The organism is Rhodovulum kholense (assembly GCF_003053725.1).
GTDB lineage: Bacteria > Pseudomonadota > Alphaproteobacteria > Rhodobacterales > Rhodobacteraceae > Rhodovulum > Rhodovulum kholense.
Genome location: NZ_QAYC01000001.1, coordinates 155230 through 176667 on the forward strand (window position 1 = coordinate 155230; position 21438 = coordinate 176667).

Below are 21438 nucleotides of genomic sequence, written 5' to 3' on the forward strand. Positions count from 1 at the left end.
GCAATGGGGCAAACTGGCGGGCAGGTCTGCCCAATTGTTGTGCAAAGATCGTTTCCGGGCAGACAAAGAGTGTCAGGGTGATTGCCATTGCCGGGCGGGGGGGCTAGATCAGTTTCGGCTGCACAAGGATTAATCAATTGGCCATTCGCGTGGCAGATATCGCGCTGGATCCTCCGGTTCTCCTTGCTCCGATGGCGGGAATCACGGACTTGCCGTTTCGACGGCTGGTTGCGTCCTTCGGCGCCGGGCTGGTGGTGTCCGAGATGGTCGCGAGCCAGGAAATGGTGCAGGCCAAGCCGGGGGTGCGCGAGCGGGCGGCGCTGGGCTTCGGCGAAGAGGCGACGGCGGTCCAGCTGGCCGGGCGCGACCCGGACTGGATGGCGCGGGCGGCGCGGATGGTGGAAGAGCAGGGGGCCAGGATCATCGACATCAACATGGGCTGTCCGGCCAAGAAGGTGGTCGGCGGGCTGTCGGGCTCGGCGCTGATGCGCGATCCCGATCGGGCGTTGCGGCTGATCGAGGCGGTGGTGAAGGCGGTGTCCGTGCCGGTCACGCTGAAGACCCGGCTGGGCTGGGATGACGGCATGAGAAACGCCGCCGATCTGGCGCGCCGGGCCGAGGCCGCGGGCGTGCGGATGATCACCATCCATGGCCGCACCCGCTGTCAGTTCTACAAGGGCCGGGCCGACTGGCGCGCGATCCGCGAGGTCAAGGAGGCGGTCACCGTGCCGGTGGTGGCCAATGGCGACATCGTCTGCGGCGAGACCGCCGCCCAGGCGCTCGATCAGTCGGGCGCGGACGGGGTTATGGTCGGGCGCGGCGCGCAGGGGCGGCCCTGGCTGCTGGCCGAGATCGGCGCCCGGATCGCGGGGCGCCCGGCGCCCGCGGTGCCCCAAGGCGCGGCGCTGACCGACATGGTCGCGCGGCATTACGAGGACATGCTGGGCTTTTACGGCGCGGATCTGGGCGGGCGTGTCGCGCGCAAGCATCTGGGCTGGTACATGGACCGCGCGGGCACGCCCGCGCCCCTGCGCCGCCGGGTGTTGACGGCGCCGGCCGGGGCAGCGGTGCTGGCGCTTCTGCCCGAGGCGCTGGCTTCCGAGGGGAGGGCCGCGGCATGACGCTCGATCAGGACGCGATCTGGACCGCGCTGCCGATCCCGGCCTTCCTGCTGGATGCGGGCGACCGGATCGCCGCGATCAACCCGGCCTCGGAGCTTTTCGTCAACGCCACGATCAAGACGCTCAGCGGCGTGCCGATCTTCGACCGGCTGGCGGTCGATGCCCCGCTTGACGAGGCCTTTGCCCGGGTCCGCGCCAACCGCGCGCCGCTGTTCATCAACGATGTCGATGTCAGCGCGGGCAACAAGCCGCCGGTCCTGTGCAACGTGCAGGTGGCGCCGATGAACGACGGCGAGGAACACCTGCTGCTGCTGGTCAGCCCGCGCGAGATCGCCGGGCGGCTGGGGCGGGCGCATTCGGTGAAATCGGCGGCCAAGTCGGCGATCGGCATGGCCGAAATGCTGGCGCACGAGATCAAGAACCCGCTCGCGGGCATCACCGGGGCGGCGCAGCTTCTGTCGATGAACCTGACGAATGGCGATCTGGAGATGACCGATCTGATCGTCGAGGAAAGCCGCCGGATCGTGAAGCTGCTCGATCAGGTCGAACAGTTCGGCAATCTGCGCCCGCCGGCCTGCAAGGCGGTCAACCTCCACGACGTGCTGGACCGGGTGCGGCGCTCGGCGGCGGTGGGCTTTGCGGCCAACATGAAGATCGTCGAGGAATACGACCCCTCGCTGCCGCCGACCTGGGCCGACCCCGACCAGCTGATGCAGGTCTTCACCAACCTGATCACCAATGCCGCCCAGGCGGCCGGTCCGCGCGGCGGCACGATCCGGCTGCGCACCTTCTACGACCTGTCGCTGAGGCTGCGCCACCCCGACGGGTCCGGCGTGCCGGTGCCTTTGCAGGTGGAAATCACCGATGACGGTCCGGGCCTGCCTCCCGAGATCGCCGCCGATATCTTCGAGCCCTTCGTGTCGGGCCGCGAGAACGGCACCGGGCTGGGGCTTGCGCTGGTCTCGAAGATCATCGGCGACCATGGCGGCTGGATCGCGGTCGACTCGGTGCCCGGGCGCACCGTGTTCCGCGTCTCGCTGCCGGTTGCCCCGAAACCCGAAGAGGATGAGAGCTGATGGACGGAACCGTACTTGTCGCCGATGACGACCGCACGATCCGCACCGTTTTGACCCAGGCCCTGACCCGGGCCGGCTGCAAGGTGCATGCCACCTCGTCCCTGACCACGCTGATGCGCTGGGTCGGCGAGGGAAAGGGCGATCTGGTGATCTCGGACGTGATCATGCCCGATGGCAACGGGCTCGAGATGCTGCCGAAGATCGGGCAGGAGCGGCCGGGCCTGCCGGTGATCGTGATTTCGGCGCAGAACACAATCATGACCGCGATCCAGGCGGCCGAGGCCGAGGCCTATGACTATCTGCCCAAGCCCTTCGACCTGCCCGACCTGATGAAGCGGGCGGCGCGGGCGCTGGAGACCAAGCGCCGGGTCGGCCGTCCGCGCGAGGTCGCGCCGCCGACCGGGGGCGACACCCAGGACGACCTGCCGCTGGTCGGGCGCACGCCGCAGATGCAGGCGCTGTACCGGCTGGTGGCGCGGGTGATGAACGCCGATCTGCCGGTGCTGATCACCGGCGAATCCGGCACCGGCAAATCGCTGATCGCCCGCGCGATCCACGACTTTTCCGACCGCCGCTCGCTGCCCTTCGTGATCGCAACCGCCGCCGACATGGAGGGCGTCGACGGCCCCTCGGCGCTGGTCGCGCGCGCCCGCGGCGGCTCGATCCTGTTCGACGAGGTGGCCGACCTGACTGAAGAGGCGCAGGGCCGGATCGTGCGCATGCTGGACAGCTTCGGCGACAGCGCGCCGCGCATCATGGCGACCAGCCAGACCGATCTGATGGGCCGGATGGAGGCGGGGCAGTTCCGGCAGGACCTGTTCTACCGCCTGGGCGGCGTCACCGTGGCGGTGCCCTCGCTGCGCGAGCGGGTCGACGATATTCCGTTGCTGGCCGAGCATTTCCTCGGCCGCTCCGACCGCGACGGCAGCGCGACCCGGCGTCTGGCCGAGGATGCGATGGACCTGATCCGCGCCTATAGCTGGCCCGGCAATGTCCGCCAGCTGGAACACACAATCCGCCGTCTGGTGGTGACAAGTTCCGAAGAGGTCATCACCCGCGCCGAGGTCGAGGCGGTTCTGGGCAACCAGCCCGAGATCGAGCCGCTGGTCGGCGGCGGGGATGGCGAAAAGCTGTCGGCCTCGGTCGCCAAGCATCTGAGGCGCTATTTCGACCTGCATGGCGGCGTGTTGCCGCCGCCCGGGCTTTATGCCCGCATCCTGCGCGAGGTCGAAATGCCGCTGATCGAGATCGCGCTGGATGCGACCGGCGGCAATCAGGCCAAATGTGCCGATCTTCTGGGGATCAACCGCAATACCTTGCGCAAGAAGATCACGGATCTCGATATTCGCGTGACACGGCGCCGGAAGTTGATGTAAATTGGCAACAAGGCGTGGCCGACCGGACATAACCCCGGCGGCCCTGCCATGAGGTCAGGGCCGTCTTCGGGCGGTGCAGCGACACGAGGCGAGCGGTGACACATGCCAAGGGCCTGATGGCCCTGGAACGGTTCTTGCGCCTGCGCAGATCGCGCCAGGCGACCAATGCCGCCACGCTGAGCGTCGTGGTCCTTGGCCCGCTTCTGGCGATCTTCACCTTCCTGATGCTGGGGCCGCTCGATCAGGGCGCCTCGTCGCATGGGCTTCGGATCGTCATCCTGATCGATCTTGTCTATGCGCTGGTCGTGGCGGCGCTGGTGGTGCAACGCATCGCGCGGATGGTGGCGGCGCGGCGGCGGCATTCGGCGGGCTCGCGGCTGCATCTGCGGCTGACCGGGGTCTTTGCGCTGATCGCGCTGATCCCGACGGTGTCGGTCGCGATCTTTGCCGGGCTCACCATCAATATCGGGCTCGAGGGCTGGTTCTCGGAGCGGGTGCGCAACGTGGTCGGCGCCTCGCTGGCCGCGGCCGAGGCCTATGAGGACGAACACCGCCGCGATCTGGTGGCCGATGCCCATACGCTGGCGGGCTATCTGGCGGTGGCGCGGCAGGCGACCGTGTTCCTGTCGGACGGCGACATGCGCCAGCTTCTGACCCAGGCCCAGGCGCGGGTGCAGCGCGGGCTGAAGGAAGCCTATGTGATCGACGGCTCGGGCGAGATCCGGGCGCGGGGCGAGCGGTCTTACCTGTTCAATTACGAACGTCCCGGCGCCGACGACATCGCGCGGGCGGGCGCGGGCGAGACGGTAGTCATTCAGGACTGGGACAACAACGAGTTCCGCGCGCTGCAAAAGCTCGACGGCTATCTCGACCGCTATCTCTACATCTCGCGCACGGTCGATGGCGACATCCTGAACCTTCTGGACGACACCCAGCAATCGGTGCGGCTGTATCAGCAGCTCGAACAGGAACGCGGGCGGGTGCTGTTCGAATTCGGGCTGCTTTATCTGGGCTTCGCGGTGATCCTGATCCTTGCCGCGGTCTGGCTGGGCCTGTGGTTCGCCGAAAGGCTGTCGCGGCCCGTGGGTCGGCTTGCGGGTGCGGCCCAGCGGGTGGGGGCGGGCGATCTGGACGTGCGGGTGCCCGAAGAGACCGGCGATGACGAGATCGCGATGCTGGGGCGGATGTTCAACCAGATGACCCGGCAGCTGAAGCTGCAACGCGACGCGCTTCTCGACAATACCCGCCAGATCGAAAAGCGGCGGCGGCTGTTCGATTCCGTGCTGTCCTCGGTCACCGCGGGGGTGATGGGGCTCGATGCCGAGGGGCGGGTCGAGGTGATGAACCGCTCGGCGCTGCTGCTTCTGCGGCTCGATGCGGCCGAGGCCGAGGGGCAGGAGCTGTGTGTCGCGGTGCCCGAATTCGCCGAGCTTCTGGAAAAGCTGAAGGCCAGCCGCCGTGGCACCGCCCAGGAAGAGATCCGGCTGCTGCGTGGCGGCAACATGGAACATCTGCTGGTCCGCATGGCGATGAGGAAAAGCGCCGATGGCGGGGCCGAGGGCTTCGTGGTGGCCTTCGACGACGTGACCGATCTGGTGACGGCGCAACGGATGGCGGCCTGGGGCGACGTGGCGCGCCGGATCGCGCACGAGATCAAGAACCCGCTGACGCCGATCCAGCTGTCGGCCGAGCGGATCAAGCGCAAGTTCCGCACCGCGGTCGGCGATCAGGCCGAAGCGCTGGACCAGATGACCGACGTTATCGTTCGGCAAACCAATGACTTGCGGCGCATCGTTGATGAATTCTCCAAATTCGCCCGGATGCCCGAACCCGACCGCAAGCCGGTCGATCTGGCGGCGCTTCTGCGCGATGCGGTGTTGTTGCAGGAGGCGGGCCAGCCCGGGGTCGCCTTCGTGGCCGAGATCCCCGAGGCGCCGGTTCCGGCCGAGCTGGACGCGACCATGATCTCTCAGGCGTTGACGAACATCATGAAGAACGCGGGCGAAGCCATTGACAGTCTTAGGACAAAAGGCGAGCCCGAAGGCCATGCCCCCGAGATCCGGGTCCGGCTCGATGTCGAGGAGGGCAGCGCGACGATCCGGATCGCCGACAACGGCATCGGGCTGCCGCAGGACCGGGCGCGGCTTTTCGAGCCCTATGTGACCACGCGCGATCACGGCACCGGGCTGGGCCTGCCCATCGTCAAGAAGATCATCGAGGAACATGGCGGGCGGCTCGACCTGCGCGACGCCGAGCCCTTCGCCGAGGGGGCCCATTGCGGCGCCCTGGCCGAAATCACGCTGCCGGTCGATCCGGCACAGGGCGCGGCGGACGGCCCGGCACGGGCCGCCATCCGCGACACGACACCGATAACCGCGGCAACCGGGGAGTAGGACATGGGCGACATCCTCATCGTCGACGACGAGCGCGACATTCGCGAGCTGATCTCGGACATTCTGCAGGACGAGGGCTACACGACGCGGCTGGCCGCCAATTCCGACGCCTGCATGGCCGAGATCAACGCCGCCGCACCGGCGCTGATGATCCTCGACATCTGGCTGAAGGACAGCACCATGGACGGGATCGACATCCTGTCCAAGGTCAAGCGCGACAATCCCGACATCCCGATCGTCATCATCTCGGGTCACGGCAATATCGAGATCGCGGTCGCGGCGATCAAGCAGGGCGCCTATGATTTCATCGAAAAACCCTTCAATATCGACCAGTTGCTGGTCGTCATTCGCAGGGCGATGGAAGCGTCGCGGCTGAGGCGCGAAAATCAGGAGCTGCGCCGCAAGGACGTGGTCCAGGCCGAGATGATCGGCGAAAGTCCGGCCTTCAAGACCTTGAAATCGCAGCTGGACAAGGTCACCCGGTCGAACGGTCGGGTGATGCTGAAGGGGCCGTCGGGCTGCGGCAAGGAGGTGGCGGCGCGCTACATCCATGCCAATTCCGGCCGCGCCTCGGGGCCGTTCGTCGTGGTCAATTCTGCCTCGATCGAGCCCGAGCGGATGGAAGAGGTGCTGTTCGGGCGCGAAAGTGCCGCGCGCGGGGTCGAGAAGGGTCTGCTGGAACAGGCCCATGGCGGCATCCTCTATTTCGACGAGGTGGCCGACATGCCGCTGGGCACCCAGTCGAAGATCCTGCGGGTGCTGGTCGACCAGCAGTTCCAGCGCGCGGGCGGCACCGACAAGGTGCGGGTCGACATAAGGGTGATTTCCTCGACCACCCGCGACCTGACCGCCGAGATCCAGGCCGGCACCTTCCGCGAAGAGCTGTATCACCGGCTGAACGTGGTGCCGATCGACGTGCCCTCGCTGGACGAACGCCGCGAGGACATCCCCGAACTGGCGCGCCATTTCATCGCCGCCTTCAACCGGGTGCAGGGGCTGCCGCTGCGCGCGCTGGGGGCCGAGGCCGAGGCGCTGTTGCAGACCATGTCCTGGCCCGGCAACGTGCGCCAGCTGAAGAACGTGATCGAGCGGGTGCTGATCCTTGGCGAGGGCACCGACCCGATCCTTGCCTCCGAACTGCCGATGCAGGCCGAGGGTCCGGCCGAGGAGGGGCGGATCGTGCTGGCGGGCGCGCTGGCGACGCTGCCGCTGCGCGAGGCGCGCGAGCTGTTCGAGCGCGAATATCTGCTGACCCAGATCAACCGCTTTGGCGGCAACATCTCGCGGACCGCCAATTTCGTCGGCATGGAACGCTCGGCGTTGCACCGCAAGCTCAAGTCGCTGGGCGTGGTGACGACGACCCGGGCAGGCGGCCGGATCGCGCATCTCGAGGAGGAAGAGGAGCCCTCCGCCGCCGATTGACCCTCCGGGCCGCTTCTGCGATGGATTGGGGCAGTTTTGCCTGACGGATACGGGGCGCATGAAGGTCATCATCTGCGGCGCGGGCCAGGTGGGCTGGCAGATCGCCCGCCACCTCTCGGGCGAGAAGAACGACGTCACCATCGTCGACATGAACGCGGACCTGATCCGGCGCGCCACCGACGCGCTGGATGTGCAGGGGATCGCGGGCCATGCCTCTTATCCGGACGTGCTGGAACGCGCGGGCGCGCGCGATGCGGACATGATCATCGCCGCCACCCAGTCCGACGAGGTCAACATGGTGACCTGTCAGGTGGCGCATTCGATCTTTGCCGTGCCGCGCAAGATCGCGCGGCTTCGGGCGCAGTCCTACCTGACCGCGATCTATTCCGATCTTTACCGCCGCGATCACATGCCCATCGACGTGGTGATCAGCCCCGAACGCGAGGTGGCCGAGGCCGCGCTGCAACGGCTGGCCGCGCCGGCCGCCTTCGATACGGAAAGCTTCCTGCGCGGGCAGGCGCAGCTTCTGGGGATCGCGCTCGATGAGGATTGCCCGGTCCTGCGCACGCCGCTGCGCCAGTTGACCGACCTGTTCTCGACGCTGCGCGCGCTGGTTGTGGGGGTGCGCCGCGAAGGCACGCTGTTCGCGCCCGAGCCGGGCGACCAGCTGTTCCCCGACGACCAGATCTATGTCTTCGCCCATGTCGATGACGTGAACCGGACGCTGGAGATCTTCGGCAAATCCACCAAGAAGCAGGAGCGCGTCGTCATCATCGGCGGCGGCAATGTCGGGTTGTCGGTCGCGAAGGCGCTGGAGGCGCGCGAGGAGCGGATTCGCGCCAAGGTGATCGAGAAGGACCGACGTCAGGCCGAGATCGCGGCCGATGCGCTGGAACGGACCATCGTGCTGAACGGCGACGGGCTCGACATCAACCTGCTGGCCGAGGCCAATATCGAACGCGCCGACGCGGTGCTGGCGGTGACCGACGACGACAAGACCAACCTGCTGGCGGCCGTGCGCGCCAAGATGGCGGGCTGTCCGATGGCGATCTGTCTGGTCAACGATCCCTCGCTCGTGTCGCTAATGGGGGCGCTCGAGGTCGACGCCTATATCAACCCGCGCGCCACCACCGTCAGCTCGATCCTGCGCCATGTCCGCCATGGCCGGGTCCGGGGCGTCTATTCGATCGGCGATGCCGAGGCCGAGGTGCTGGAGGCGCAGGTGCTGTCGACCTCGCCCATGTCCGGCAAGCGGGTGCAGGACATCGACTTTCCCGAAGGCGCGCTGGTCGGCGCGGTGATGAAGGCCGGCAAGGTGATCCTGCCGCGCGGCGATACCCGGATCGAGGAGGGCGACATGGTGGTCATCTTCGCCCTCAGTGCCGATGTCCCCGAGGTGGAGCGCCTGCTGCAGGTGTCCATCGACTTCTTCTGAGCCATGCGACGGCTGGCCGATCTTCCCTTCCTGGTGATCCTGATGGGGATCGGGGCGCTGGCGATGTTTCCGCCGGTGGGCCTTGCGCTGGCCGAACGCGACTGGACGACGGCGCGGGCTTTCTTCAATTCCGGGCTGCTGTTTTCCGTCCTGACCGTGCTGATCGGCTTGTCGACCATCAACCGGCCGGTCCGCAACCAGGCCCGCAGCCATCTGCTGGCGATGCTGGGCTTCTATGCGCTGTTGCCGGTGATGCTGGCGGTGCCGTTTTCCGAGGCGGTGCGCGACACGAGCTTTCTCAACGCCTATTTCGAGATGATCTCGTGCCTGACCACGACCGGAGCGACGCTGTTCGACAGTCCCGAACGGTTGACCGCGGGCGTGCATCTGTGGCGCGCGCTGGTCGGCTGGCTGGGCGGGTTCTTCGTCTGGGTGACCGCCATCGCGATCCTCGCGCCGATGAACCTCGGCGGCTTCGAGGTGACGGCGGGGGCGGGCAGCATCGCCGGTCGTGTCGGCCCCGAGCGCGGCGCGGTTCACCCGGCCCACGATCCGCGCGAACGGCTGATGCGTTTCGCCGAACAGCTGGCGCCGGTCTATATCGGTCTGACCGCCTGCCTCTGGGTGCTGATGCTGGTGGCGGGCGAGGGACCTCTGGTGGCGGCCTGCCATGCGATGTCGGTGCTCTCGACCTCGGGGATCTCGCCGGTCGGCGGGGTCGCGGGCGGGCGAAGCGGCATCGCGGGCGAGATCATGCTGTGGGGCTTCATGCTGTTCGCGATTTCGCGGCAGATGTTCATGTTCGATTTTCGCCCCGAAAGCTGGCGGCGGCTGAAGGACGATCTGGAATTGCGGATGGGCATCGGCATCGCCTGGGTGGTGACCGTCTTCCTGTTCGCCCGGCACTGGGTCGGCGCCTATGAGGTCGCCGCCGAGGAAAACGGGCTGGCGGCGCTTGGCGCGCTCTGGGGGGCGATCTTCACGGTGACCTCGTATCTGACAACCACGGGCTTTGCCTCGGTCGAATGGATCGACGCCCGGCAATGGTCCGGGCTGGCGACGCCCGGGCTGATTCTGGTCGGCCTTGCGGTTTTCGGCGGCGGGGTCGCGACCACGGCGGGGGGCGTCAAGCTTCTGCGGATCTACGCGCTTTACAAGCACGGCATCCGCGAGATGGAAAAGCTGGTGCACCCGTCCTCGGTCGGCGGCGCTGGCGCCTTCGCCCGCCGCATCCGCCGGCAGGGCGCGCAGATCGCCTTTGTCTTCTTCATGCTCTTCGCGCTGTCGGTGGCAGTGGTCATGGTCGCGCTGGGGTTTCTGGGGCTCGACTTCGAGGCCGCGATGGTGCTGACGGTCGCGGCCCTGACCACGACCGGTCCGCTGGCCGCCGCCGCGACCGACCCGCCGCTGTCCTATTCGGCGCTCGGCGATGCCGCGAAGATGGTGCTGGCAAGCGCGATGATCCTCGGACGGCTCGAGACCCTGGCCATCATTGCGCTCTTCAATCCGGAATTCTGGCGCAAGTGAACCTTGGGTCGATGCAAAATTCACCTGTGGAACACGTTGAACAGGGCTGGAATCTGAGTAAACCTCGCTTCATACTCGCCCCCAGAGGGAGACGGCTGTCCGCCGAGGGGCAGAATAGACAACAAGGCAAAGAAAAAATGGCTGCCGATAAGCAAAACCTGCAAGACGCGTTTCTTAACCATGTTCGCAAGACGAAGGTCCCGGTCACGATCTTTCTGATCAACGGGGTCAAGCTGCAGGGCGTGATCACATGGTTCGACAATTTCTGCGTGCTGCTGCGCCGGGACGGGCAGTCCCAGCTGGTCTACAAGCATGCGATTTCGACCATCATGCCCTCGCAGCCGATCAACCTTTACGAAGGTGAGGATTGAGCCCGGCCGAACCGGCAGGGTCCGAGCCTCGCATCACCCGCGCCTGGGTGCTGCATCCGGACATCTCGTCCGACCGCGAGCGCCGGGCCTCAGGCCCCGCGCTTGAGGAGGCCGTGGCGCTGGCCGGGGCCTTGCCCGGGCTCGAGGTCGCGGGCGCCGAGATCGTGCCGCTGGCCAGGCCCCGGGCGGGCTATCTGTTCGGCTCGGGCAAGATCGACGAGCTGAAAGAGAGGCTGACCGAGGCCGAGGTCGAGCTGGTGCTGATCGACGGGCCGGTCAGCCCGGTGCAGCAGCGCAATCTGGAAAAGGCCTGGAAGGTCAAGATCCTCGACCGGACCGGTTTGATCCTAGAGATCTTCGCCGACCGGGCGCGCACGCGCGAGGGCGTGTTGCAGGTCGAACTGGCCGCGCTCAGCTATCAGCGCACGCGGCTGGTGCGGGCCTGGACCCACCTCGAACGCCAGCGGGGCGGTTTGGGCTTCGTCGGCGGGCCCGGCGAGACCCAGATCGAGGCCGACCGCCGCGCCATCGACGAGGCGATCACCCGGATCCGGCGGCAGCTGTCGAAGGTCGTCAAGACCCGCGACCTGCACCGCGCCGCCCGGCGCAAGGTGCCGTTCCCGATCGTGGCGCTGGTGGGCTATACCAACGCGGGCAAGTCGACGCTGTTCAACCGGCTGACCGGGGCCGAGGTGCTGGCCAAGGACATGTTGTTCGCGACCCTCGACCCGACGATGCGGGCGGTGGCGCTGCCGACCGGGCTCAAGGTGATCCTGTCGGATACGGTGGGGTTCATCTCGGATCTGCCGACCCAGCTTGTGGCGGCGTTCCGGGCGACGCTGGAGGAGGTGCTGGAGGCCGATCTGATCCTGCATGTCCGCGACATCGCCCATCCCGACAGCGAGGCCCAGGCCGAGGATGTGCGCGCGATCCTTGCGGATCTCGGTGTGGCGCGCGAGACGCCGCAGATCGAGGTGTGGAACAAGACCGACCTTCTGGACCCCGACCGGCGCGCGGCGGTCGAGGCGGCGGCGGCCCGGCATGACGGGGTCGAGGCGATCTCGGCCTGGACCGGGCAGGGGATCGAGCCGCTGCTGGCGGCGGTGACCGGGCTTCTCGACGAGACCCGTCAGCGGCGCGAGCTGCATCTCGATCATGGCGACGGGCGCCGCCGCGCCTGGCTTTACGATCAGGGCGTGGTCGAGGGCGAGGCGCCCGACGATGACGGCTCGACCCTGACCGTCAACTGGACGGCGCGGCAGGAACAGCGGTTCCGCAGCCTCTGAGGCGACGGGCGATCCCGGCCGTCGGCAACGAAATCTGAACTTCTGGCTGGCAGGGTCGCGGGCAATTCACGCACTCAGAACGAGGTGCCGATGCCCCCGCGAAACCGCGTGCCGATGCTGGCTGTCGAACTGGCCCTTGCCCTGATCCTCGGATTGGGGCTTGCCCTGGCCTCTGTCCTGCGCCCCGCGCTGGCCGAGCCGGTCTCGCTGATTGCGGGGGGCGGGTTTCTTGGCGCAGCGGGCGGCGCCTCCGGGCCGTTGCTGACCCAGATGCCTGCCTCGGGGCCGGGTCCGTCCGGCGCCAGTCTTTTCGCCGGACGCGAGGGGTCGAGCCTTTTCGCCCCCTCTCCCGACCGGCCGCAACGGGCGGCGCCGTCCGGCCCGGTGTCGATCTTTTCGCCGCTCCGTCCGGGCGGCACGAATGCTGCGCTGGCCGAGGGCATCCGGCTTCTGATCGGCCGGGCCGAGGCCGGGCGGATGGGCTATGACGCGGTTCAGCACGGCGCGAAGATCCTGCCGCCGGGGCGGCCCACGCAACTGAGCATCGGCCAGATCTACAAATGGATCGCCGACACCCCCGGTCAGCCCCATGCCATCGGCCGCTATCAGTTCATTCCGGAAACGCTGCGCCGTCTGGTGACCGAACTGGGGCTGAGCGAGCGCACCCGGTTCACGGCGCCGGTTCAGGATCGTTTGGCCGATCTGCTGCTGGAAGAGGCCGGGCTCAGCGCCTTCGGCGCGGGCGAGATGCCGCGCAAGGATTTCATGCATAATCTGGCGCAGATCTGGGCCGGGTTTCCGACCGCCAGCGGCCGGTCCTATTACCATGGCGTGGCGGGCAACCGCGCGACGATGACCTGGGCCCAGTTCGAGGATGCCATGGCGCGCATCGCCCCGACAGGACGTCGTCCGCCGAAGGACGGCTGAGACGGGCCTCGAGGGCCGTCTGGCCCGGGCAGAGATCTTCGGATCGGCGCGCGGCCGATCCGGAAAACGCGGATCCGCGCCGCGGTCGCACCATCTGCCTGCGTCAAGGGGCGGGCCGGGCGCGCCCCACCCGATGGCGCCTGCCGATCCCCGCGATGCCTTCAAGGGGCGCGTCCGGTTCCAGGGGCGGGGGACGGTCCGGAAATGAGACGCGGGCCATGTGCCACGCGATGGCCGCGTGCCGGAGGCCTGGGGGCGCGGCGCCTCCCGCGCATCGGTCACGGCGCCTGACGGCGCGCGCCGATGCGGGGCACAGCGTCACTCGGCTTTCGGCACCAGATCGGTGATGCCGACCGCGGCGGCGCGGGCGAGATCGGGGTCGAGCGACATCGGGATGTACTCGCCCCGGCGCCAGAGCTCGCCCAGATCGTCGTAATGACGGCTGAGCGGATGGCCAGATTGCCCCGTCGAGATGATGAAGACCGAACTGTCGGGATCGGCGAAATCGTAGACCCCGCGATAGCCCGCGCCATGGACATTGGCGAAGGGGAACGGGTCAGTCCCCTTGGTCAGGCCCCGGTTCAGCGTGTTGTCGCCGCCCGAGGTCGGCTGGCGGATGTTGACGATCCATTTCAGAAGCGGCGTCTCGCCCAGCACCGGATGATCGTGCCAGGCCTGATGCGCCTGCCCCCAGCGCAGCGATTCGAGCGAGCCGCCATAGGTTTCCGACAGGTACAGAAGCGCCTCGTCGAGCGACTTGCGGGCGATCTCGGTGCAGGTCTCCTGCGCCGCCGACTGGCGGATGTCGCACCAGACCGAGGCGCCGTCGATGTCGCGGAACACCCGCTCGATGAACAGCGGCTCGACATGACTGAACTCGCGCGCAAGCGGGCCCAGGTCGTCCTCGATCAGGTCGCGCTGCAGGAACCGCATCCAGGCGGCATAGATCAGCGGTTCGGGCAGGTGTTCGTTCATCTCGCCGTTCCAGCCCGCCAGCAGTTCCAGCGCCCGCTGGCGCCGCCGTTCCGGGCTGCCCGCGGGTGCGGGTTCGCCGGTGAACCACAGATCCTTGCCGACCAGCGGCAGAAGCGACCGCGCGGTGAAGGACACGGTGTCCAGCTGGGCCTCGATGAAGCTTTCGCGGGTATGGACCTTGCGCGTCTCCATCAGCCGCTTCCAGCGCTGGATCCGCTGGGTGTCGCCCCAGTCGAAGCTGACATGAAGCGGGAAGGGCCGGTCGACGAGCTTGTTGTTGGTATTGCCCAGGATGCCGCCCTCGGGGTCCTTGAAGCTGGGATTGGCGGCGTAGTTCAGCCAGCCCTGCCAGCGGTTTTCCTCCTTCCAGCCGGGCTGGGGCAGGCGGCCCTGGCTCTGGTTGGCGGCGCTTCGGCGCGGCATCGCGCCGATCATCTGCAGCGCGATATTGTCCTCGTCGACCAGCGTCAGGTTCAGCGAGGGCGCGACGAAGAACCGGCCGGCCTCGATCGCCTCGTCGACATTCTGCGACCGCATGACCCGCATCGCCGCGCTCATCGAAGTGTCGGCCCCGTTCAGCAGCGTCCAGCCCAGCGACGCGACATGGCCGGGCGGGGTGATCGAGGCCAGATCGTAATGGGTGCCGGGCAGCACCGGCCCGTTCTCGGTCCAGCGGAGCGTGATCGTGACCGGCTCGGCATCGGCGACCTTGATGATGCTGCGCCGGGTCTCGAAGGGGCGAAAACCGTCGGGCGTGCGGTATTCCTCGGGGTTGTCGGGGTTCAGCTGTTCGAGGAACACGTCCTGATCGTCGAGATAGGAGGTGGTGAGCCCCCAGCCCAGCTTGGCCGAGCGACCCGAGAGGATCGTGGGAATACCGGGGATGGTGCCGCCGATGACGCCGCCGGTCGAAAGTTCCAGCCGCGCCAGATACCAGATCGAGGGCGCGGAGAAGCCCAGATGCGGGTCGTTGGCCAAAAGCGTGCCGCCCGCCGCCGAGCGTTTCGGCGCCGCGGCCCAGGCGTTCGAGGCGCCCGCGAGGTCCGCCCCGAGAAACGGCGACAGCGGGCCTTCGGCATAGCGGGCGATCGGCGCCGAGGAGGGCACCACCCCGGGGGCAAGCTCGGCATAGTCGGGCAGGGCTGCAAGCCCCGGCCCGGGCGCGTCGGGCAGGAGGTCCATCACCCGCCCGGGCTCGAGCAGCAGCGAGACGCGCGCGCGCAGCACCTCGGCGTCGAGATGGGAGGACAAGCGCACTCCCATCAGCTTGACGAGCGCAATCGAATCGGCCGGCTGCCAATAGGCGACTTCCGGCCGGAACAGGAAGAATTCCGGCGCGCCGCGGCCGCGCGCCTCGGTGTTGACGGTCTGGATCCAGGCATTGACGCCGCGCGAATAGGCCTCGAGCGCGGCGCGGGTCTGCGGGTCCTGGGCCGCGACCGATTTCTGCGCGAGCCCGTAAAGGTCGAGCCGCCGCATCAGTTCGTCGATCTTCAGCGTCCGGGCGCCGAACAGTTCGGACAGCCGTCCCTGCACCGTCCGCCGCAGCACCGTCATCTGCCAGAGCCGGTCCTGGGCATGGGCATAGCCCAGCCCGAAGAACACGTCCTCGTCGGTCTTGCCGAAGATATGCGGAACGCTGGTATGGTCGCGCACGATCTCGACCGGGGCGCTCAGCCCCTCGACCTCGTGGGTGCCGCTGTATTCGGGCAGCGACCGCGCGGCGAGGTAATAGGCGCCGCCCAGTCCCAGACCGGCCAGAACCACGACGGCGGTGAAGATCCGCAACAGCCAGCGGAAGAGATTGGGCATGGCGCACCCGTTGTTGACGCCTCGGATGAGGCCGTTAGGTAAGGGCAAATGGCGTTTCATGCAACGAGGGGAGGAGCCGCATGGCACGGGTTGCGTTTCTGGGGCTTGGGGTGATGGGGTATCCGATGGCGGGGCATCTCGCCGCCGCGGGCCATGAGGTCTCCGTTTACAACCGCACCGCCGCCAAGGCCGAGGCCTGGGTGGCCGAGCATGGCGGCCGCGCCGCGCCGACGCCTGCCGCGGCGGCCGAGGGGGCCGAATTCGTGATGGCCTGCGTCGGCAATGACGACGACCTGCGCGCGATCTGCGACGGCGAAACCGGGGCCTTTGCCGGTATGGCTTCGGGCGCGGTCTTCGTCGATCACACCACGGTGTCGTCGATGGTGACCGAAGAGATGGCGGCGCTGGCCGAGACGCGCGGCATTGCCTTCGTCGATGCGCCGGTTTCTGGCGGGCAGGCGGGCGCCGAGAACGGCCAGCTTGTGATCATGTGCGGCGGCCCCGAGGCGGCCTATGCGGCGGCCGAACCGGTGATGGCCGCTTATGCCAAGCTGTCCAAGCTGATGGGCGGTACCGGTGCCGGGCAGCTGACCAAGATGGTCAACCAGATCTGCATCGCGGGGCTGGTGCAGGGCCTGTCCGAGGGGCTGCATTTCGCCGAGAAGGCCGGGCTTGACGGACGCGCGGTGGTCGAGGTGATCGGCGGCGGCGCGGCCGGAAGCTGGCAGATGATGAACCGCTATCAGACCATGCTGGACGACAAGTTCGACCATGGCTTCGCGGTCGACTGGATGCGCAAGGATCTGGGCATCTGTCTGGCCACCGCGGACAAGACCGGCGCGAGCCTGCCGGTGACCGCGCTGGTCGACCAGTTCTACAAGGACGTGCAGAAGCTGGGCGGCGCGCGCTGGGATACGTCGAGCCTGATCAAGCGCTTGCGCGCCATGGGTTAGGCCCGGCCCGAACCGGGCCGCACCGGGCATCCGCGGGGTTCTGCCGAAATTTCGGGCAGGTGCCCAAGGAACTTGCCCGGGACGGCCCGGGTGCCCTTGCACAGGGCCGCGTCTGTTTCCATGATCGCGTCCGAAACGGGGAGTGGCGCGATTCCGATGATCAAGCTCAAGATCAATATCAAGATCAAGGCTTGGCCCCGGCTGGGCCGAAGCGAGGCGGCCCAGGGGTATTTCCTGGTGGCGCCGCCTTTCCTTTACGCGCTGCTGCTGCTGGCAGCACCCCTGGCGGCCATCGTGCTGTTCAGCTTCTGGACGCAGGACTACCTGACGCTCGATACCACGCTGACGCTGAAGAATTATCGCGAGGCGCTGTCGGATCCGCTTTATGGCGAGCTTCTGCTGCGCTCGCTGGTGATCTCGCTGGCGGTGACGGCGGCGACGGTGCTGACCGCCTTTCCCATCGCCTATTTCATCTCGTTCAGCGTGCCGCCGTCCAGAAAGTCGATGTGGATCTTCCTGATCACCATCCCGTTCTGGTCGTCCTACCTGATGCGGGTTTTCCTGTGGAAGGTGATCCTTGGCTATAACGGTGTGCTCAACACCACGCTGACCGGGCTCGGGATCATCGACGAGCCGCTGAGCTTCATCCTCTACAACGCCAATGCGGTGGTGATCACGCTGGCCCATGCCTATGCGCCCTTCGCGATCCTGCCGATCTATGTGGCGCTTGAAAAGATCGACCGCTCGCTGCTGGAGGCCAGCCGCGATCTGGGCGAAAGCCGGGTCATGACCTTCCTGAGGGTGACGTTGCCGCTGGCGATGCCGGGGGTCGTGGCGGCGGTGCTGATCGTCTTCATCCCGACCATCGGGGACTATGTGACTCCCCGGCTTGTGGGCGGGCCGAACGGGCTGATGATCGCCAACATGATCCAGACCCAGTTCCTGAAGCTGAACAACGCCCCCATGGGCGCGGCACTGGCGGTGCTGGCGATGGCCATGGTGACCGCGGTCTCGCTGGTCTTCCTGTTCCTCAATCGCCGGTACCTGAAGGGGCAGAAATGAAGAGCCTCAGGCTTTACGCGATCCTCTATCTGATCTTTCTCTATGCGCCGATCGCGCTGCTGCCGATCTTTGCCTTCAATGATGGCACGGTGATCGCCTTTCCGCTGAAGGGCTTCACGCTGGAATGGTTCAAGGAGCTTCTGACCATCCCGGCGCTGCATGCGGCGGTGCTGAACAGCCTGATCATCGCGGTTTCGTCGGCGCTGATCGCCACCTGTCTGGGGATCTGTGCCGCCCGGGCGGGCACGCGCTTTGCCTTTCCGGGCAAGAAGGGCATTCTGGGGCTGATCATGCTGCCGCTGGTGCTGCCCGAAATCATCGTCGCGGTCTCGCTGCTGGTGGTGCTGCTGCAGCTTGGCCTGCCGCTCGGGTCCTGGACGGTGGTGCTGGGCCATGTGCTGATGTGCACGCCGTTTTCCATCGCGATCCTGAACTCGGCCTTTCAAAGCCTCGACGTCTCGCTGGAGGAAGCCGCCATCGATCTGGGCGAAACCCGCTGGTCGAGCTTCCGGCTCATCACGCTGCCGCTGGTGATGCCGGGTATCATCTCGTCGCTGTTGATCGCCTTCACGATCTCGCTCGACGAGTTCATCATCGCCTTCTTCCTGACCGGGACCAACCCGACCCTGCCGGTCTATATCTGGGGCCAGCTCCGCTTTCCGCAGAAGATCCCCGTGATCATGGCGCTGGGCACGATCCTGGTGCTGGCCTCTGTGATCCTGCTTGCCATTGCCGAATATTTCCGCCGCCGGGGCGTCGCGCGCACCGGACAGGCCGACGCCGGAGGTTTCCTGTGAAAGACACGCTGGGCGTCGAACGCCCCATCATCGCGCTCGAGAATGTCGAGAAATACTACGGCGAGTATTACGCGCTGAGGGGGATCAGTGCCGAGATCCGGCAGGGCGAGTTCTTTTCGCTGCTGGGACCGTCGGGCTGTGGCAAGACCACGCTTCTGCGCACCATCGCCGGGTTCGAGGAACTGTCGGGTGGCCGGCTGACGATCGACGGCAAGGACATGAAACGGGTGCCGGCCAATGTGCGGCCGACCAACATGGTGTTCCAGTCCTACGCGATCTTCCCGCATCTGACGGTGGCCGAGAATGTGGGCTTCGGTCTCCGGCGCGAGCCGCTGAGCCGGGATGAGAAGGCGCGCAAGGTGGCCGAGGCCCTGGAGATGGTGGGGCTCAGGGGCTATGGCGCCCGTGCCGCGCATGCGCTTTCGGGCGGGCAGCGGCAGCGCGTGGCGCTGGCCCGCGCGCTGATCCTGGAACCCAAGGTGCTGCTGCTGGACGAGCCGTTGTCGGCGCTTGACAAGAAGATGCGCGAACAGATGCAGACCGAGCTGCGGCGGTTGCAACGGCAGGTGGGCATCACCTTCATCCTGGTCACCCACGATCAGGAAGAGGCGCTGATCATGTCCGACCGGATCGCGGTGATGTTCGAGGGCCAGATCGCCCAGCTCGACACCCCGCAACAGCTGTACCGGCGGCCCAACACGCGTCAGGTGGGCGAATTCATCGGTGTGATGAACTTCCTGCCCGCGACCGCCACGGTCAGCGACGAGACCCATATCGAGGTCGAGGCGGCCGGATTGGGCCGCGCGGTAATCGCCCCCGATCAGCTGCCCGGCGGCTGGCATCCGGGCCAGACCCAAAGTGTGGGCATCCGCCCAGAGACCATGTCGATCCTGTTTCCGGGCGAAACCACCGACCGCCGCGTCGCGATCGGGACGGTCGAGGATCTGTCCTATTACGGGGACATGACCTATTACGTGGTGCGGCTGGACGGGGTCGACCGGCCGATGACGATCTCGATGAAGAACCTCGTCGGGCGGCCGGTGCTGGACCGGGGCACCGAGGCGCGGGTCGCCTGGGATGCGCGGTCGCTGGTGTTGTTCGCCTGAGGTCGGGTTTCAGGGAGGCTAGAGCGTCCAGATCTCGGGACCGCCGCAGATCCGCGGGTCGGGGTCGCCCACGATCTTGTCCTTCTTGCCCTTGTAATCGACCAGCGACAGCACGCGCCGGATTGCCGCCAGCCGCGCCCTGCGCTTGTCGTCCGACCGGATCACTGTCCAGGGGGCAGGCCCGGTATGGGTGCGCATGAAGGTTTCGCGGATCGCCGCCGAATAGGCGTCCCAGCGCTTCAGCCCCTCGACGTCGATCCAGGACAGCTTCCATTGCTTGAGCGGGTCGCCTTCGCGCTGCAGAAAGCGGCGCAGCTGTTCGGCCTGGCCCACGTTCAGCCAGATCTTGACCAGCAGCACGCCCTCGTCGACCAGCATCTCCTCGAAGCGGGGAACCTGATCGAAGAAGCGTTCGCGCTCGGCCTCGGTGCAGAATTCGAAGACATGCTCGACCACGGCGCGGTTGTACCAGGACCGGTCGAACAGCACGATTTCGCCGCCCGCGGGCAGTTCCTCGACATAGCGCTGGAAGTACCACTCGCTTTTCTCGCGGTCCGAGGGCGCGGGCAGCGCCACCAGCCGGGCGACGCGCGGGTTCATGTTCTCGCGAAACCGCTTGATGGTACCGCCCTTGCCGGCCGCATCACGGCCCTCGAAGAGGATGGCGATGCGCTTGCCGGTGGCCTTCACATCGGCTTGCAGCTTGGCCAGCTCGATCTGCAGCGCCTCGAGGTCCTTGGCATAGGCGTCGTTGTCCAGCAGGCGGTCATAGGGGTAGCTGTCGGACAGGATGTCGTGCTTGTGGCTGTCCGCAATGGCCTTGCGGATCTCGTGGGGCGCGTCGTGCTCGTAGAAGCGGGTGATCGCGCCGTCGAAGGGAAGGTCTGTCATCGCATGCTCCGGACCGGTCCGGGGCAGTATGACGATCAGGCGGCGGGACGCAATCCGGCCCGCGCCGCCGCCCGGCGGATCGCCGCGACCGCCGCCTCGGGATCGGCGTGGTGGGGCATGTGGCCGACGCCGTCGAGTTCGGTCAGATGAACGTTGGGCAGGCGTTCGGCCAGCGGCCGGGAATGGACCTCGATCGGCACGATCCGGTCGGCGGTGCCATGCAGGATCTCGATCGGCATCCGCAACTCGCCATAGCGGTCGGCCATGGCGCGGATATGGGGCTTGAGCCCGTTCACCTGCCGGGTATTGGCGCGCAGCGTATCGGGGCGCAGGCTGAGCGCGATGCCGATATGGTCGGCATAGCCGTCGGGCACCGGGTCGGGTTCGAAGATCCGGGCGATGGTCTGGTCGGCGACGAAGCGCGGCACGAAGGCCGAGATCAGCGGCACCATGAACATCGACCCGAAATCCGACGAGACGAGCTCGTAATAGGGGCCGAGCCCGCCGGGCCAGGGCATCGCCGCGCCCGCGAGCGACACGATGGCCGCCGCCCGCGCCGGATGGTCGAGCGCCCAGGCAAGCGCCACGGCCCCCCCGAAAGAATGGCCGACCAGCACCGCCGGGCCAAGCCCCAGCCGGACGCTGGCGGCCTCGAGCACCGCGGCCTGTTCGGTGGGGCTTTCGCCGTTCGGGTGCAGCGGGTCGGTGTGACCGAGCCCCGGCCGGTCGAAGGCGGTCACGCGGAACTGGCCCGACAGCCGCCCCAGCAGATCGAAGGTGAAATCGCGGGTATTGCCGCCCGCGCCATGCAGCAGGATCACGTCGGGCCCGGAGCCCTCCTGATGGGCATGGACCTGAAGCCCGTCGATCTCGATCAGCCGTCCGGTGGGGGCGTAGTCTTCGGGCAT

Annotated in this window: 17 protein-coding genes; 14 read left to right on the forward strand and 3 right to left on the reverse strand. The window is 67.3% G+C overall.

All coding sequences use genetic code 11. The features are described from left to right. Positions 1-137 precede the first annotated feature (137 nt). From dusB to C8N38_RS00775, 10 genes are all read left to right on the forward strand, one after another. Positions 138-1121 (forward strand): tRNA dihydrouridine synthase DusB, encoded by a 984-nt coding sequence (dusB, locus tag C8N38_RS00730; RefSeq protein WP_108022954.1) that lies wholly within the window; start codon positions 138-140, stop codon positions 1119-1121. Beyond that, the gene (locus C8N38_RS00735) at positions 1118-2197 is read left to right on the forward strand and encodes a two-component system sensor histidine kinase NtrB (protein ID WP_108022956.1); all 1080 of its coding nucleotides are present in this window, start codon (positions 1118-1120) and stop codon (positions 2195-2197) included. The genes dusB and C8N38_RS00735 overlap by 4 nt, the downstream gene beginning before the upstream one ends. After that, positions 2197-3573: a response regulator gene (locus C8N38_RS00740; protein WP_108022958.1), complete on the forward strand. Its 1377-nt coding sequence runs from the start codon at positions 2197-2199 to the stop codon at positions 3571-3573. The genes C8N38_RS00735 and C8N38_RS00740 overlap by 1 nt, the downstream gene beginning before the upstream one ends. A gap of 116 nt (positions 3574-3689) precedes the next feature. Beyond that, positions 3690-5966 carry a sensor histidine kinase NtrY-like gene (locus tag C8N38_RS00745; RefSeq protein ID WP_108023668.1) on the forward strand — a complete coding sequence of 759 codons (2277 nt, stop codon included), beginning with the start codon at positions 3690-3692 and terminating at the stop codon, positions 5964-5966. Positions 5967-5969: 3 nt separating this feature from the next. Further along, positions 5970-7388 carry a nitrogen assimilation response regulator NtrX gene (ntrX, locus tag C8N38_RS00750; protein ID WP_108022960.1) on the forward strand — a complete coding sequence of 473 codons (1419 nt, stop codon included), beginning with the start codon at positions 5970-5972 and terminating at the stop codon, positions 7386-7388. A 58-nt stretch (positions 7389-7446) separates the two neighbouring features. After that, entirely contained in the window at positions 7447-8823 is a 1377-nt protein-coding gene (gene trkA, locus C8N38_RS00755; protein WP_108022962.1) for a Trk system potassium transporter TrkA, read from the forward strand. Between the two features lie 3 nt (positions 8824-8826). Beyond that, positions 8827-10350: a TrkH family potassium uptake protein gene (locus tag C8N38_RS00760; RefSeq protein ID WP_108022963.1), complete on the forward strand. Its 1524-nt coding sequence runs from the start codon at positions 8827-8829 to the stop codon at positions 10348-10350. Between the two features lie 137 nt (positions 10351-10487). After that, a complete protein-coding gene (hfq, locus tag C8N38_RS00765; RefSeq protein WP_042461931.1) occupies positions 10488-10721 on the forward strand; it encodes an RNA chaperone Hfq in 234 nt (77 codons plus the stop codon). Next, positions 10718-12007 (forward strand): GTPase HflX, encoded by a 1290-nt coding sequence (gene hflX / locus C8N38_RS00770; protein WP_425439996.1) that lies wholly within the window; start codon positions 10718-10720, stop codon positions 12005-12007. Before hfq ends, hflX begins: the two co-directional genes overlap by 4 nt. A 90-nt stretch (positions 12008-12097) precedes the next feature. Further along, positions 12098-12934, forward strand: coding sequence for a lysozyme family protein (locus C8N38_RS00775; RefSeq protein WP_245895468.1), 837 nt, complete (start codon positions 12098-12100; stop codon positions 12932-12934). Positions 12935-13252: 318 nt separating this feature from the next. Here C8N38_RS00775 and C8N38_RS00780 read toward each other — a convergent pair whose 3' ends face one another. Then, positions 13253-15721, reverse strand: coding sequence for a penicillin acylase family protein (locus C8N38_RS00780; protein WP_108022965.1), 2469 nt, complete (start codon positions 15719-15721; stop codon positions 13253-13255). Between the two features lie 80 nt (positions 15722-15801). On the opposite strand from C8N38_RS00780, the gene C8N38_RS00785 reads away from it, so the two are divergent. The 4 genes from C8N38_RS00785 to C8N38_RS00800 all read left to right on the forward strand — a co-directional run bounded on the left by C8N38_RS00785 (position 15802) and on the right by C8N38_RS00800 (position 19639). Next, positions 15802-16674: an NAD(P)-dependent oxidoreductase gene (locus C8N38_RS00785; protein ID WP_108022967.1), complete on the forward strand. Its 873-nt coding sequence runs from the start codon at positions 15802-15804 to the stop codon at positions 16672-16674. 156 nt (positions 16675-16830) lie between these two features. Beyond that, positions 16831-17736, forward strand: coding sequence for an ABC transporter permease (locus C8N38_RS00790; RefSeq protein WP_108023674.1), 906 nt, complete (start codon positions 16831-16833; stop codon positions 17734-17736). Further along, positions 17733-18533 (forward strand): ABC transporter permease, encoded by an 801-nt coding sequence (locus C8N38_RS00795; protein WP_108022969.1) that lies wholly within the window; start codon positions 17733-17735, stop codon positions 18531-18533. Before C8N38_RS00790 ends, C8N38_RS00795 begins: the two co-directional genes overlap by 4 nt. Beyond that, positions 18530-19639 carry an ABC transporter ATP-binding protein gene (locus tag C8N38_RS00800; RefSeq protein ID WP_245895469.1) on the forward strand — a complete coding sequence of 370 codons (1110 nt, stop codon included), beginning with the start codon at positions 18530-18532 and terminating at the stop codon, positions 19637-19639. The genes C8N38_RS00795 and C8N38_RS00800 overlap by 4 nt, the downstream gene beginning before the upstream one ends. Positions 19640-19657: 18 nt before the next feature. Here the strand turns inward: C8N38_RS00800 and ppk2 are convergent, their stop codons facing one another. Next, positions 19658-20530, reverse strand: coding sequence for a polyphosphate kinase 2 (gene ppk2 / locus C8N38_RS00805; protein ID WP_108022971.1), 873 nt, complete (start codon positions 20528-20530; stop codon positions 19658-19660). A 35-nt stretch (positions 20531-20565) separates the two neighbouring features. After that, positions 20566-21438, reverse strand: a complete 873-nt coding sequence (locus C8N38_RS00810) for an alpha/beta fold hydrolase (protein ID WP_108022973.1) — start codon at positions 21436-21438, stop codon at positions 20566-20568.

Excerpts from the sequence above, each read along its gene's own strand:
- C8N38_RS00735 (WP_108022956.1), top strand. The coding sequence starts at position 1,118 with ATGACGCTCGATCAGGACGCGATCTGGACCGCGCTGCCGATCCCGGCC.
- C8N38_RS00740 (WP_108022958.1), top strand. The coding sequence starts at position 2,197 with ATGGACGGAACCGTACTTGTCGCCGATGACGACCGCACGATCCGCACC.
- C8N38_RS00745 (WP_108023668.1), top strand. The coding sequence starts at position 3,690 with ATGGCCCTGGAACGGTTCTTGCGCCTGCGCAGATCGCGCCAGGCGACC.
- ntrX (WP_108022960.1), top strand. The coding sequence starts at position 5,970 with ATGGGCGACATCCTCATCGTCGACGACGAGCGCGACATTCGCGAGCTG.
- trkA (WP_108022962.1), top strand. The coding sequence starts at position 7,447 with ATGAAGGTCATCATCTGCGGCGCGGGCCAGGTGGGCTGGCAGATCGCC.
- C8N38_RS00760 (WP_108022963.1), top strand. The coding sequence starts at position 8,827 with ATGCGACGGCTGGCCGATCTTCCCTTCCTGGTGATCCTGATGGGGATC.
- hfq (WP_042461931.1), top strand. The coding sequence starts at position 10,488 with ATGGCTGCCGATAAGCAAAACCTGCAAGACGCGTTTCTTAACCATGTT.
- C8N38_RS00775 (WP_245895468.1), top strand. The coding sequence starts at position 12,098 with ATGCCCCCGCGAAACCGCGTGCCGATGCTGGCTGTCGAACTGGCCCTT.
- C8N38_RS00780 (WP_108022965.1), bottom strand. The coding sequence starts at position 15,721 with ATGCCCAATCTCTTCCGCTGGCTGTTGCGGATCTTCACCGCCGTCGTG.
- C8N38_RS00785 (WP_108022967.1), top strand. The coding sequence starts at position 15,802 with ATGGCACGGGTTGCGTTTCTGGGGCTTGGGGTGATGGGGTATCCGATG.
- C8N38_RS00790 (WP_108023674.1), top strand. The coding sequence starts at position 16,831 with ATGATCAAGCTCAAGATCAATATCAAGATCAAGGCTTGGCCCCGGCTG.
- C8N38_RS00795 (WP_108022969.1), top strand. The coding sequence starts at position 17,733 with ATGAAGAGCCTCAGGCTTTACGCGATCCTCTATCTGATCTTTCTCTAT.
- ppk2 (WP_108022971.1), bottom strand. The coding sequence starts at position 20,530 with ATGACAGACCTTCCCTTCGACGGCGCGATCACCCGCTTCTACGAGCAC.
- C8N38_RS00810 (WP_108022973.1), bottom strand. The coding sequence starts at position 21,438 with ATGCCCGAAGACTACGCCCCCACCGGACGGCTGATCGAGATCGACGGG.